The organism is Enterococcus sp. 2STP (assembly GCF_032465635.1).
GTDB lineage: Bacteria > Bacillota > Bacilli > Lactobacillales > Enterococcaceae > Enterococcus_B > Enterococcus_B lactis.
Genome location: NZ_JAWDJH010000021.1, coordinates 257,535 through 271,999, shown reverse-complemented (window position 1 = coordinate 271,999; position 14,465 = coordinate 257,535). Strand labels below are relative to the sequence as shown.

General features: G+C 36.6%; 12 protein-coding genes. 1 reads left to right on the top strand and 11 read right to left on the bottom strand.

The window, feature by feature from the left end; genetic code table 11:
* Positions 1-294: 294 nt before the first annotated feature.
* The 6 genes from RWU19_RS10510 to truA all read right to left on the bottom strand — a co-directional run bounded on the left by RWU19_RS10510 (position 295) and on the right by truA (position 7,047).
* Complete coding sequence (locus tag RWU19_RS10510) at positions 295-1,710, bottom strand: glycoside hydrolase family 1 protein (RefSeq protein WP_104764276.1); 1,416 nt, start codon at positions 1,708-1,710, stop codon at positions 295-297.
* A 16-nt stretch (positions 1,711-1,726) separates the two neighbouring features.
* The gene (locus tag RWU19_RS10505; RefSeq protein ID WP_002292491.1) at positions 1,727-3,043 is read right to left on the bottom strand and encodes a PTS sugar transporter subunit IIC; all 1,317 of its coding nucleotides are present in this window, start codon (positions 3,041-3,043) and stop codon (positions 1,727-1,729) included.
* Positions 3,044-3,192: 149 nt separating this feature from the next.
* Complete coding sequence (locus RWU19_RS10500; RefSeq protein WP_123837562.1) at positions 3,193-3,891, bottom strand: FadR/GntR family transcriptional regulator; 699 nt, start codon at positions 3,889-3,891, stop codon at positions 3,193-3,195.
* 278 nt (positions 3,892-4,169) lie between these two features.
* Positions 4,170-5,126 carry an aldo/keto reductase gene (locus RWU19_RS10495; protein WP_002348342.1) on the bottom strand — a complete coding sequence of 319 codons (957 nt, stop codon included), beginning with the start codon at positions 5,124-5,126 and terminating at the stop codon, positions 4,170-4,172.
* 139 nt (positions 5,127-5,265) lie between these two features.
* On the bottom strand, positions 5,266-6,069 hold the full coding sequence (gene msrA, locus RWU19_RS10490; protein ID WP_086286264.1) for a peptide-methionine (S)-S-oxide reductase MsrA: 804 nt from the start codon (positions 6,067-6,069) through the stop codon (positions 5,266-5,268).
* A 234-nt stretch (positions 6,070-6,303) separates the two neighbouring features.
* Complete coding sequence (gene truA / locus RWU19_RS10485) at positions 6,304-7,047, bottom strand: tRNA pseudouridine(38-40) synthase TruA (protein ID WP_002316014.1); 744 nt, start codon at positions 7,045-7,047, stop codon at positions 6,304-6,306.
* Between the two features lie 194 nt (positions 7,048-7,241).
* On the opposite strand from truA, the gene RWU19_RS10480 reads away from it, so the two are divergent.
* A complete protein-coding gene (locus RWU19_RS10480) occupies positions 7,242-9,962 on the top strand; it encodes a YfhO family protein (protein WP_070770530.1) in 2,721 nt (906 codons plus the stop codon).
* A 133-nt stretch (positions 9,963-10,095) separates the two neighbouring features.
* On the opposite strand, the gene RWU19_RS10475 is transcribed toward RWU19_RS10480, so the two are convergent.
* Genes RWU19_RS10475 through RWU19_RS10455 form a run of 5 tightly spaced genes read right to left on the bottom strand, consistent with a single transcriptional unit; the run spans position 10,096 to position 14,454 of the window.
* A complete protein-coding gene (locus tag RWU19_RS10475) occupies positions 10,096-10,836 on the bottom strand; it encodes a sugar isomerase domain-containing protein (RefSeq protein WP_070770531.1) in 741 nt (246 codons plus the stop codon).
* Positions 10,837-12,087: a PTS ascorbate transporter subunit IIC gene (locus RWU19_RS10470; protein WP_070770532.1), complete on the bottom strand. Its 1,251-nt coding sequence runs from the start codon at positions 12,085-12,087 to the stop codon at positions 10,837-10,839.
* A gap of 4 nt (positions 12,088-12,091) precedes the next feature.
* Complete coding sequence (locus RWU19_RS10465; RefSeq protein ID WP_002292323.1) at positions 12,092-12,373, bottom strand: PTS sugar transporter subunit IIB; 282 nt, start codon at positions 12,371-12,373, stop codon at positions 12,092-12,094.
* A gap of 12 nt (positions 12,374-12,385) precedes the next feature.
* Positions 12,386-12,817 carry a PTS sugar transporter subunit IIA gene (locus RWU19_RS10460; protein WP_002329674.1) on the bottom strand — a complete coding sequence of 144 codons (432 nt, stop codon included), beginning with the start codon at positions 12,815-12,817 and terminating at the stop codon, positions 12,386-12,388.
* Positions 12,814-14,454 carry a BglG family transcription antiterminator gene (locus tag RWU19_RS10455; RefSeq protein ID WP_123837561.1) on the bottom strand — a complete coding sequence of 547 codons (1,641 nt, stop codon included), beginning with the start codon at positions 14,452-14,454 and terminating at the stop codon, positions 12,814-12,816. Before RWU19_RS10455 ends, RWU19_RS10460 begins: the two co-directional genes overlap by 4 nt.
* Positions 14,455-14,465: the final 11 nt, after the last annotated feature.

Below are 14,465 nucleotides of genomic sequence, written 5' to 3'. Positions count from 1 at the left end.
TATTCTTACACTTGTATATAAAGCAAGTAGTGTGCCAACTTTAAAAGCGCTTTAAAAAGTTGATAATATCACGTTTATGGTCTATACCAAGTTGCATACACACTAAAAAAGAAAGCGCACACTAAACACACAAATTCTTTTTTATTGTATTTATTTCTTTTAACGTGCACAAAAAAAGTTGTGACAAGTCTTTTGTCACAACTTTTTTGAATACGAGGTCAAAATGCTACTTTCACAACCTCCTTTATTCCAAATAACCATCAAATACAATCAATATCTTCGAAAAACTTCTAGTTATTTATAGGCTTCATCAGGCAAGCTTAATTCTCTCTTATCAATTAGAGACTGATACCAGGAAGCAGACTTTTTCAATATTCTGCTCCGTTCATCGTTCAATTCGATTCGAACTAATCCATATCGATTCTTAAATGCATTCATTGGTGAAACACAGTCAGTGAATGCCCATAGCATATAACCTTCGCAATTTGCACCTTCTTCTGCTGCTTTGATCAAATAACGCAAATGCTGTCCGATAAATTCGATACGATAGTCATCTTGCACGATTCCTTTCTCATCCATGTACTGTTCTTCATGTTCTCTTCCCATACCATTTTCTGTTATCAGCCAAGGGATATTATGATAATTTTCTTTTAGATACATGGCTATATCGTACATGATTTTTGGATAGATCTCCCACCCTCTAGAATTGTTCATTTTCTTTCCAGGTAAATCAAAGACTTCATAATATCGTTCTGGATGGAAAGGTGTCTCTTCATTCCATTGATAACGAGGAGCACGAACGCGTTTAGGGTAATATTGATTGATCCCAAGGAAATCTACTGTATGATGCTGAATCGTTTCTAAATCCTCTGTTGCAGGATCGAAATAAATCGATTGTTTTCGACACAACTCTAGGAACTCTTCTGTGTAGTACCCTTTTACCATCGGATCAAAAAATACTCGATTATAAAACAGATCATACATATAAGCAGCTTTTTGGTCTTCTGGAGAACTGGAACGAGCATAGACCATCTCAGGATTTAAAATACAGCCAATCCTTCCGCCATAATTGCCACTATGGTAAATTTCTACAGCTTTAGCCGTTGCTAATACTTTGTGATAATTCCACATCATCCATTTTTTTGTGTTTTGTTCATGCGGCCAGCGAACAGCATCCAAATAGCAACGCGTTTGGGGAACGATTGGTTCGTTGAATGTAAACCAGTTTTTTACCCTGTCACCGTAACGATCAAAAGCAATCTTTGCGTACTTAGCATAAAAATCAACCACTTTTCTTGAAGACCAGCCATCATATTTTTCCAAAAGAAAAGCAGGGACTTCGTAGTGTTCTAAACAAATCATCGGTTCTACGTCTGCTTCGATCAAAGAGTCGATCATTTCACTTATATGCTGAGCATATTCTTCATCTACTATACAATTCTCGTAATCAGTGAAAAAACGAGCCCAATTGATAGAAGTCCGATAATGTGTCAGATGGATGGATTTCATCAAATCTACATCCTGTTGGTACTGCTCCATAAAATTAGTTGCTACGGCTGGACCATACCCATTATGCCAAACAAAATGTTCATTTTTATACCAGCTATCTATAAACGAATCCTGTCCTTCTTTTTTTCCTTTCCAACCTTCCGTTTGCCAAGCAGAAGATGCTGCACCAAGAATAAAATTTTCTGGAATAGTAATTTTCATGATTTCCTCCTGTTTTTTAGATCACATCATTTTCCACACGATTTGCTACTTTTACGAATGGCAGATAGATCAAAATAGAAACAACAATACAAACAAGTTGCGTAATAACTGCACCGATATTTCCTGCTGTGGCCAGATAAGCATTGACGATCGGCGGCATCGGCCAAGGAACCATTACAACTGCTTTTGCCGCAAATCCTAAAGCGGTTGCAAAATAACCAATCGTTCCTGTAACAAGCGGCGTTAAGATAAACGGGATAGCTAAAATAGGATTCAGCATGATCGGCATACCAAAAATAACTGGTTCATTGATGTTGAAGATCCCAGGAGCAAGAGATAACTTGGTGATTTGTTTCATATCTTCTCGCTTTCCCACTAGCAATACTGCTATCAGTAGACCTATCGTGACCCCAGACCCGCCCATACTCATATACATATCCCAAAATGGCATAGTGATAATGTTTGGTACTTCTTTTCCAGCTTCAAAAGCTTCCGTATTTACAGCAATTGCCGCTAAAAGCAACGGTTCTCGAATTGGCTTCACCATTTGATTTCCATGGATACCAATCACCCAAAAGACTTGCGCAATGAACATCAATAACAAAATACCTGGTAGCCCTTGAACGACACCTTCTAATGGGCGTTGTACGACATTGTAAATGATATCATAAAGGTACATCCCTGTAAGTTCTTTGATGATAAACCCCGCAGCCGCGATACCTGATACTGTCAGAATCGTGGGAAATAACGCAGAAAAACTGGCAGAAACATTCGTTGGCACGGTATCCGGCATTCTCAGCTGTAGTTTCTTCTGTTTCCTCAACCAGCAATAAAGTTCAATGGAAAGGATGGAGACCAACATTCCCAAAAATAACCCTTTCGTATCTGTATATTGTTTAGCCAATACGTTTTCTACTATAACAGTCTGGTTTTCATTCACTAATTCATAAACAGTTGGATTAACAGATAAATAAGACATCACTGCGATAATACCAGGGAATACACCATCCACTTTATTCAGCTTTGCTAATTCGATCCCTATCAGAAAAACAGCATAGATGGTCAAGAAACTTAGTGTGACATAGCTGATGGCAGATGCGATAGGTTTTAATTCTTCTAAAAAACGCAAAAAACTTATCTGTGCTAACCCATTTTCCGAATCAAAGACCATTGCTGAAAACAACGTGCCAAAAGCACCCGTAATAATTACCGGAATCAATGCAGCAAATGCGTTTTTTATCACCATGATATACCTTAAATTATTGATTCTCGTTGCCACGTTCCCTAAAACATTGGCTAATTTATCCATAAAACTCATTCCAGATCCCCTCATTCCTGCTTCTTCTCCTTGCCGTCATCTCTTTTCGCCTGTTAGTCAGCGCTTACATTCCGGTGAATAAAAACTATTTGCTTGTCCGTTTTACCAAATATAAAACAAAAATTCATCTGATGTATTTATCATAAAATACATCAGATGAACTGTCAATTAGTTTCTTTCTTCCCAATTATTTTCTGTAATTCTCTCCGATTTGTTGCCATATGGACAGTCATCGCATCAAATGCCGCAAGTGCATTCCGCCTCTCGATAGCCTGAACGATTTCTGTGTGGATATCGATCGTCTCGATTTTCAAATGCTGGATATCATAATTTTTGTTAAATAAAGCAATCGATTCATTAATGATCGGAATGATATGCAGTAACGCTACGTTTCCGCTAGCTTCTGCAATCGTCGTATGAAAATCGATGTCTAATTGAACATGATCTTGTGTACCTTCTCGAAAAGACGTTTCAATCTTTTGCGTTAAGCTTTTCATTCGGCTGATTTGATTTTTCGTTGCATATTCCGCTGCTAACCCTGCCATCTTTGGCTCCAGTAAATATCTCAGTTCAAACAAGTCTCGTATCATCCGGTCCTGATCTTCAATCAAAGAAAAACCGAGTGGATCATTAGCAATCCCTCGCTTATCACTGACAAATGTCCCCGCTCCTTGCCGAACTTCAAGAATATTCCTAGAAGCAAGCGCTCGGACAGCTTCTCGCACCGTGCTGCGTCCCACCTCTAAATAATCGGACAACTCATATTCATTCGGCAATTTATCTCCTACTTGCAACTGCTTTTCCTTTAAATATCTAAGGATTTTGTCCGTGGTTACTTCTACTAGGGTTTTATTTTCTTCCAAACCACATACCTCCTTTTCATCTGATGTATTTTTTCGTAATTATTATAACACGTTTGAATCATCTGATGATTTTTTTGTATAAAAAATCGATTCATCCGTTCATGGATATACAAACGAAGCTATTTACCATAAAAAAAGACTAGGATAAAATTCACTCCTAGCCTTCGATCATTTTTATTTTGAACGACAAAACGTATGATGTTCAATAATAGATGAGCTTCATTCGATTCTTGATGACATTTTTTGATAGATGGATAAAAAGTTTGATTACATCGTTTCTATTCTAGAATTTGGTCGATCTTCAATTCTTCTTCTGGTGAGAAATCTAAATTATCCATCATTCGAACACTTTCTTGTAACTGACTTAACCGACTTGCTCCAACCAGTACACTCGTAACAGATTTTTGTCGCAAATTCCATGCAAGGGCCATTTGCGCTAATGATTGCCCTCGTGATACGGCGATTGTCTGCAGTGCTTTGATTTTTTCCAGAGTTGATCCAACTTGTTCTTCTGAAAGGAATGGTATTTCCTTACGATGTGCTCTAGAATCTTCAGGAATCCCATGCAGATAACGATTTGTCAGCAAACCTTGGGCAAGCGGGCTGAACGTGATTGCTCCTAGACCTTCTTCTTCTAATACTGGAGATAAGTCGTCTTCTAGTAGTTCACGAGAAAACATATTGTAGCGCATCTGATGAATAATGAACGGTGCTTCTTTTCTTTTTAAAATTTCAGTCATTTTTTTGGTATCTTCTCCATTATAGTTGGATATACCAATATATAATGCTTTTCCTTGTCTTACAAGTTGCATCAATGCTTCTGCTGTTTCTTCCAAAGGTGTATCAGGGTCTGGACGATGATGATAGAAGATGTCAACATAATCTAGTCCCATTCTTTGGAGACTCTGATCACAACTTGAAATGATAGATTTACGAGAGCCCCATTCTCCGTATGGGCCTTCCCACATATGATAACCTGCTTTGCTAGAAATAATCAGTTCATCACGATAGGCTTGAAAATCTTCTCTAAAAATACGCCCGAAGTTTTTCTCTGCAGCTCCAGCAGGGCCTCCATAATTATTCGCAAGGTCGAAATGGGTAATTCCCATGTCGAATGCGCCTCTTAAAATCTCTCTTTGGTTATGGATAGGATCATAATCACCAAAATTTTGCCATAATCCGAGAGATAAAATCGGTAATTTCAAACCTGAATGACCTGATTTACGATATTCCATTTTTTCATAACGTGCACTATCTGCAATATACAAATTTTCTCCTCCTTACCATTTTTAAAACGCTTTCTTTCGTTCTGGTTTTAGTTTACTACATTTTAAAGAAAAGGAGTTAGTCAAAATGATTTTTTCTTGTATTTTTTTACCATTTGTTTTTTATTCGTTGATAGATCAGAAATTGTTTACGTGCTTGCTGAATTTTTTTATAGCGTTTCGGTTGTTTTTTGTAAAATTGCTGATGATAATTTTCTGCTGGCCAAAACGTACCAGCTGGTTCAATTTTTGTGATGATTGGTTGGTGGAACGTTCCTGAACTGACTAGTTCCTGTTTCGATTGCTCCGCTAATTTTTTCTGACGTTCGTCTTGATAAAAAATCACCGGACGGTACTGCTTCCCTCTATCTTGAAATTGTCCAAAGGCATCTGTGGGATCAGTTATTTGCCAATAGATTGTCAACAAATCGCTATAACTTATCTCTCTCGTATCATAAATGATCTCCACAGCTTCCACATGGCCTGTGTAACCACCACTTACTTGATCATAATTTGGTTTTTCAACATGTCCGCCCGTGTATCCTGACAAAACGGATAGGATCCCTTTTTTCGATTCAAACGGCTCGACCATGCACCAGAAACATCCCCCTGCAAATACTGCACGTTCTTGATAGTCAGCATCTTGCATAGCATGCTTGGAAAAGTCATATTTTTGCTGCGTGTCAAATCCTTCCGTAAGCAATAAATAAAAGTCCATTACGTCAGGCGTCAGATTCATTCGGATAGCTAATGGACGTAGTGTTGCTTCTAGTTTTGATAACTGTTCTTTAGCGGATGTATTCTCTCTTATGTCATTCTTTGTCTGGATCAATACTTTTCGTTCCCAATCTCGTGTATTCGGATTTAAAATCAGATTATAAAGTGTTTGAATGAATACTTGTTCCTTATCCATAGACTCTCCTCCTTTCCGAAGAAGACAAGCTAGTGACTTTAGCTGTAATTTATCATAAAGTGAGGAAATAAGCGATTGAATCGTATCTATTCAAAGAAGATAAGCGGCTTCAGATGATATAAGATGATCTTTATCTTAAAAAGTATACTCTATGGTTTGGTTTAACTAAAAAACGACCTCTGAAAAAAGGGATGTTCTCCAGTTCTCAGAAGTCGAGTAAAGATGATTCTTTTTTTATGAACGATAATAAACTTCATCCAAAAACAGACCTTGTGCAGGGACGGTTTCTCCTGCATGTTGCCGCACTTTGCTTTCGAATATTTCATCGATTGTTTCTATCGGCATGGCACCTGTACCGATTTCTAGTAATGTTCCCATGATGATTCGCACCATTTTATATAGAAATCCGTCTCCGACAAAAGTAAAATGAAGCATTTCTCCCTTACGTTCGATAGATAATTCATCAATCGTACGTACCGTAGATTTTTTTGATTTTTTCAATGCAGAAAAACCAATGAAATCATGTGTACCCATCAATTTTTCGCAAGCTGCATTCAGCTTATCCATATCCAACTCTTGAGGAAAATAAAAGCTGTGATTTCGTTCAAATGCTGAAGGAATCACGTTGTTCCAAACATAATAGCTGTATTTTTTGCCCACCGCATTATATCTTGCATGGAAGCGCTCAGGCATCTCTTCGATTCTTTTGATGACAATATCTCGCGGAAGATAGCGATTCATAAAGTCGATCATTTCTGCCAGTCCAATTTCTGAGTTTGTTTTGAAATTTGCCACTTGTCCTCGCGCATGCGTGCCGGCGTCTGTTCTTCCTGATCCAATAATTTCTATCTCTTCATTTGTCATCTGATGCAACACTTTTTCGATTTTCCCTTGGATGGTTTTATCGTCATCTCCAAGTCTTTGCCAGCCTGAATATCTTTTTCCGTCATATTCGATCGTCAACTTGATGTTTCTCATATTTATTTAACTCCTTTATGGTCAGTTACAATTTATTTGCTTCATGAGTATAACATAATCTAAATAGCGTAGCTTGCATACTATTGATGTCTCCTTGATTTTCAGATACTCATTTTAAAATAATGCTAGTTTTCCTAATTCTCATTGTCTATACTTGATATATATTCTTTAATCTATTATCGGAGGAACTTGTTTTGAAAAAACTGTTAAAAAAAGATGCTTTCACTTACTATTCTATTTTAAGCATCTGCTTATGGGTCGTTATCGTTAGTCTTTATATGTGGTGGCCTATTGCTGGAAAAGCCCCTGTTGAGCTATGGGATGGTCAATCCCAACACTTTGTTTCATTTGTTTATTTTGGCGAATACATTCGGGAAATAATCAAAAATATTTTGATTGATCATAATTTTTCTATCCCAACTTATGATTTTAGTATTGGTTATGGTCAAGATATTTTAGGAACATTACATTACTATATCATTGGTGATCCTTTTTCACTGTTAGCAGTATTTGCTAAACCAAAGTATGCAGAATTTGCCTTTTCATTAGCAATCATGTTACGCATTTTCTTTTCCGGAATCTCTATATCGATCTTTCTTCGACATAAGAAAATGGCCAACTATCAAACTTTTATCGCCACATTCATTTATGTATTCTCTGGTTTCGTACTAAGTTCTGCTTGGAAACACCCTTACTTCATCAATCCGATGATTTATCTACCATTGCTATGTTTGGGGCTTGAGTATATCTTCGAGAAAAGAGGATATAAACTCTTTACGTTTATGATTTTCATTTCTGTTATCAGCAACTTTTATTTCTTTTATATGCTTTCTATCTTAATCTTTTTATACGCTGTTTACAGATATTTTGAACTTTATACTTTAAAAGACTATAAAGTGTTGTTTTCTCTGTTATTCAAATCTATTGGTAGTTACGTATTAGGAATAATGATGGGCTCCGTTATTTTCATTCCCGTAATTAATCAATTTTTCAATGCTGGACGCGGGGAGATTCATTCAACGCTCTTACCTTTTTACACGAAATCATTTTATTTGAATTTTGTGAAAAACTTTATTTCACCAGTTTACGGAGGAGAAGCCTCAACTGTCACAGCCTTTTTCCCAATCATCATTTTTGTATTATCTGTTATTTTATATCGTTCTAAGCAAAAAAATAATTTTGCAAGACTTGATCTTTTAGCCATTAGCTTGTTGACTATTTTCTTATTCTTTCCATTTTTTGGTAGTCTTTTCAACGGATTCTCTTATAGCACGAATCGTTGGATGTTTGGTTATGCATTCTTTTGGGCTTTTCTAACAGCAAAATACTTACCTGTTTTAGTTGAATCCGCAACTGATTTATCAAAAAGAAAACGGTTTGTGCATATTTCTTCTATTGTTTTCTTTTTCTTTATCCTTTTCACTTTTGCAAACTATAAGCGAAATGTACAGCCTTATATCGGTTTGATCTTCCTGTTGCTCTATTCAACTATCTTTTTATTGTTTGCTAATTCGAAAAAAACAAAAATCGCGTTGAGTATACTGGTATTTTTGAATGCTCTAGTTTATGGAGCCTTTCAAACAAATATCAAAATCAATCCCCTTATTATTAACAGTTATACTGATAAAAATATCGTAGAAAATGATTATTGGGCACCAAAAAGTTCAGCTATCTCAGATATTATCAATAAAGATACTGACTGGTCTCGGTATGAATTGTCTAAAACTGGAAATCCTCGTTCCGAAGAAAACAATGCTTTGTTAAGGGGAATAAATAGTACGAATTTTTATTTTAGTTTAGCAAATAAAAATATTTTTTCCTTCAATAAGTCTATTGAGAACAATATCAACAGTGACTATGAATATTATGGGCTAGATAGTCGTGCAGAATTAGGCACTTTAGCAAATAGCAAATATTACGCAAAACTAAAAACTGACACTAATCAAGATATTCCTTTTGGTTATACTTATTTACAAACAATCAATAAAAATGGTCAAGATGTAGAAATCTATCAGAATACAAATTTCCTACCTTTTGGCTATACGTACGATTCCTATATCAAACAAAATGATACTCAAACTAGTTCATTAGCTATTATGGATAGTATGACAAAAAGCGTTATTATAAATAAAGATATCTCTGGTCTAAAGAAAAATCCTATTACCGATAAAGGAATCAAAAAACTGAACGATCATATACAGCAAACGGATGGAGTAGAGATAAAAGGAAATCAGTATATCGTTTCTAAGAACAATGCAACTGTTACGTTTTCTGTAGACGCTCCATCTGATTTGACAAACAATTATTTGTTTCTACGGTTTAAGGGAATAAATTATCCTAATACACAACCAGGATTATTTCTTCCAACTGAGACCGCCACGTATTTAAAAGTAACTTATGGACAACTGTCAAAAGAATTTAATTTTCGAAATCAATATCAAGGATGGTACGTAGGGATCAAAAATTCCTTACTTAATTTAGGGGCAGTGCAACCTAATCAAACTATTCAAGTCAGCTTTAGAAATCAAGGAGTCTATACATTTGATTCTATTGAGTTATATACGCGTGACTATAGTCAATTAAGTACGGAAATAGCTAAATTAAGGGAAAACACACTTCAGGATGTTCATTTTTCGGCAAATGAAGTATCTGGTGAACTAAATCTGGAAAAAGAAAAATTGCTTTTATTAACCATCCCTTATGAAAAAGGATGGACTGCTTATGATAACGGAAAGAAAATACCAATTATCCAATCGAATTATATGTATACAGGATTACTCCTCAATCCAGGTAATCATCAAATCAAACTGATCTATCATACACCTGGTTTAACGACAGGTTGGATACTCACTATCGTTGGATGGATCATCTTCTTATTCACTATTATCTTGAAAAAACGATTTTCTTTTAAATAATTCAAGAAATTTGGGTTTATTTCCGAAAGATACTTCTGGAACACCCTTTGTTCGAAATAAGGGACTGTGACAATACTTTTGTCGCAGCCCTTTTATTTCACTTATATTCTAAAAGATAAATTGCCATTATGAATTACATGAATTCATAATGAATCACTTCTTTATATTCCTCATATAATTCCGCGTTTCGCAGATCGCCCCCATCTAAATTCGCCGAATAAAATATAGGAGGATGTTTTATCCCATTTGCAATAAGCTGTTCGCAAACTTCCACGATGATCGTATTGAGGATGGCTGCACCGATTACAGTAGAGGAAGGACCAGCTTTTTGTACGATACCTGTCAGCTCACAGCAAGCATCTCCTATATCCCCATGGTTATCGATAACTATATCAGAAACCTCAAACAATCGTTTCCCTGATGAATGACGACTAGTCACCGATCGTGAATATTGGACATTCGTCAAACTAATGATTTTTACGCCCTTCGCTTTTGCAGTTAACGCTAAATCAATAATGATTGGGTTTCTTCCCGATACCGAGTGAAGGATCAATACATCTTGATTTTTAAATGAAACTGTTTTTGCTAAATTCGTTCCATATCCTTCTAAACGTTCCATTTGACTGGTAAAGGTGATAGGGGAACGATCTAGCATCACTTCTCGTCCAAAGATAGCATTGATGGTCATCATCCCACCTGCCCGATAATACATCTCTTCCGCTAAGATACCAGCATGACTAGCACCAAAAATATAGACCGAACGTTTTTGTAGATTCGCTTGGGTCAATACATCGATTGCTTCTTTGATTGACTTTTTTTCTTCCTTTTCAACCAAATCTAATAACTGTTTGATTTTATCCATATATTTGAACATCTAGAACCCTCCAAACAAACCGCTGAATCCTCTACCGATCATTCCCCATAACGACAAATCGTTTCCGCCGAAAATCAATATCCAGCTTTGGATCGTCGTACTAAAAACAATAGCTGAAAAACCAGCTAATACGACCATGACAAATGAAGCTGCGATTGTTCCGACAACCGCTCCACGAAAGCCACCTTGACCTTCACCGATGACTGCTGCACCACCACATTCAAAGAAACTTGTGATTACTAATGGCACAAGCAACACACCGAATAGATGGAATGAATTCGCCAAAACAACTAAAATCGTAGAAGTGATCATTGCCACGATAAAACCGATAATCACTGCATTTGGTCGATAATTGAATAAAATAGGCACATCAAATGCTGGTTTCGCTCCCGGTACGACTTTTTCTGCAATCCCTTGAAATGCTGGAATGATTTGATTGATCAGTAGTCGGACACCATATAGCATAATGAGTAGTCCTGCACCAAAATTCAACCCTGCTTCAATCGAAAACATCAGGAGATTATCCCCTTCTGGTATCAAAACAGGTGCGATGATCCCAACTACGGTATTCATCAAGAACATGACTAGTGCACCTGTAATTGAGATTTCTCGGAAAAATGAAAGATTCTCAGGTACTTTGATATCTTCTGTCGATTTTTCTTTATTTCCTACTCGTTTTGCTACAAATCCCGAAACTAAAGACAAAACACCCGTTGGATGACCAATCAGGAAAGAATCATCTCCCGTAGCATCCCAGACATATTTGCGCATGATCCACGGCATGAAAGACCAATAACAAGCCGATAAAATCCCGCTGATTCCAATCAATTCTCCCCCTGACAGTCCTGCCTCCACACCAGCTGCTACAAATACGAAAGGAAACCACCAAAGCATATGACCTGTTAAAAAGATCGTCTTCACAGGTGTAAACCGAGCAATCAATAAATGGATAACTAATCCTAAAAACATAGCTAATCCGACCGTTCCGCCATATTCTGCAGTAAACGTCACATCAGATAGTCCTTCTGTCACTTCTACACCCAACTGTGTTTGGACAGCTATATTGATTGGAGAAATCGTTCCGACCAGCATATTGACACCGGCGGTCAAAGCAACCATACCAAATGCAGCGGTCAAAGCTCCCTTAACCGTTTCTGAAAATGATTTTCGCTGGATGATCAGCCCGAGCATCGCAATCAAACCTAGCAAGACGGGTGGATTCTTCAAGATGTGTTCACTAATGAAATTCATTCTTTTATTCCCCCTTATCAGCTAGATATTGTTCCAATTGCGCCTTTATTTCTGAAGTATCCATATACTTTTTAATAGGATAAACAGGCGCTTTTACAGAAGCTTTTAGTTCTGGAAGTAATTCATGACTTGTAAAATAAACATCTGCCATCGTTGCTTTGGCAGTGGATAAATCTGTATTTTCCACTGTCGCCTTTAAACCAAGCTCCTTAATTACTTTATCAAGAGACATTTTCAAAACCATAGAACTCCCCACACCAAATCCACATACTGCTAAAATTTTCATTTTTCTTCCTCCTTATGCAAATAACTGAATGATTGTTTCTTTATTTCCTGATAAAATCGTTTGATATTTTTCATTGTCCATAAATATTTCCATGATATCTTTTAATCTCTCCAGATGGCTTTCGTGGTTTTTGGCAGCTAAAACCAAAAAAATATGGATTGGTTTCCCTTTCATATCTACAGCATCTTTTACGACTAAAAGACTCATACTTTGCTCGTTTACTCCAAGACCTGGTTTTGCGTGCATCAGCGCAAAATAATCAGCCAACACCATATATGGTCCATTTTCCTCTACACTTCTGATCATGTTTTCTAAATACGTATGCGTTATCATTTTGTTTTTTAATAATGGATTACTAGCAATTTCGACTGCTTTCATCCAATTTTCAGCCGTTTCTATTACTTGGATTTGATTTTTCGGTAGCAATTTATTGATACTACTCATTCTCTGACCTCCAACATTTTTGAAATAAACCAATTTTTATCCTCTATTCCTTGCATGACCATTTTCATCACAGGTTCGACTTCTTTCACATCTTCTTCTCGGATCATTAGCAGAACAACGATATCTGCCTTTTGATATCCCCATGAAAATGGCTTGTCTGCTATCAATACAGCAACCGAAGTTTGTTTAACGACATTAGGATTGCCATGAGGAATAGCAAAACCATTCTCCAAGTATGTTGATTGGATTTCCTCACGCTCAAAAATAGAGTGGAGAAATCGCTGTTTCGATTCTTCATTCTCAAACTGTTGCTGATCAACCAAAAAACGGATAGCAGCTTCTTTTGAATCAAAGTGATCAAAATAGACATTAGAGGAAATAAGAGTTTTCACTTTTTCAGCTATCGAGCCTTCGATGTTTATTTGTTCGTTATCTATGACCAGATCGATATAATGATTCATGATACGTTTCATATCTCTAGCAGTAACCATTGGTGAGATTCTTACTACTGGTCTAATTTGTTTAGGTATATCGACAGTGGAGATAATCAAATCTACGTCAAACAAATCTAGTCTGTTCAATTTATCGACAGATGCTGTTTCGATACTATCGATATCAGGTAAGATTCTTCTGATTTTTGCAGAAACAAATGAACTGGTTCCCATGCCATTGGGACATACGAATAAGAGTCTATTTAATCGTTTGACACGCTCGATTGCTGCTTGGAAATGGATAGCTACAAAACCTACTTCATCTTCGGACAAGCTTACTTGATAAGGCCAGCGAAAATCATTTAACGCAAACCAGACAACACCATACAAAGAAGGATAATTTTGTTTTATCTCATCTATCAAAGGATTTACGATGGTCGTTTGAGCCTCAATACGTAAAAGCAGCTGATACAGATGGACAAGCAGATCTTCTTCTAAACGACTATCTTGGGTAAGATCTATCTGAATGCCTCTACTCACTTTTTGGATCAATTGCCGGATTTTTTCTCGAAATACTAAAGGGATCGTTTCATTTTTCATGAAAAAGCGTAAACCACTTCCCACAATAACATAAGTCAAATACTGTACTTCTTCTTGCGAAAATTGGTAAATACGCTGTTCCTCTAACTGATGCAGCAATTCACAAACGAGGGGATATTTATTGAATTCTAAAAAATACTTTCCATATTGATTTTTACCTTTTAAACTGATTTTCTTCCCTTCTCTTGAACGCTGAATCATCAATAAGATCGAAACAATGATACTTGAAAAGTAGCTTTCTGGTATCTCAATTTGCTTGTCTGCAATGCTCTCGCGAAAAGATCGTTCGACTATTGCTAGAAGCTTTCGATCCACTATTTCTCTTACGATCTCCAATTCATCAAAATGATTCAGGATCATACGCTTCAGTACCTTCTGAACCTGTATTTCATTTCCTTCAAAATATGTCCCGAAACGATCAAAACTGAGATTCAACCCTTCTTTCGCAAATACATATTTGATGTAAGAAATATCATTTGCGATACTGCTTCTGGAAACATAATATTCTTCAGAAAGTTGCTGGTAACTTACATGCTCGAAATTGGACAGTCTGTTCAGGATCGCTACTCTTCGTAGTTTGCTTTCTTGATATTGTATTACACTCATTTCCATCACCT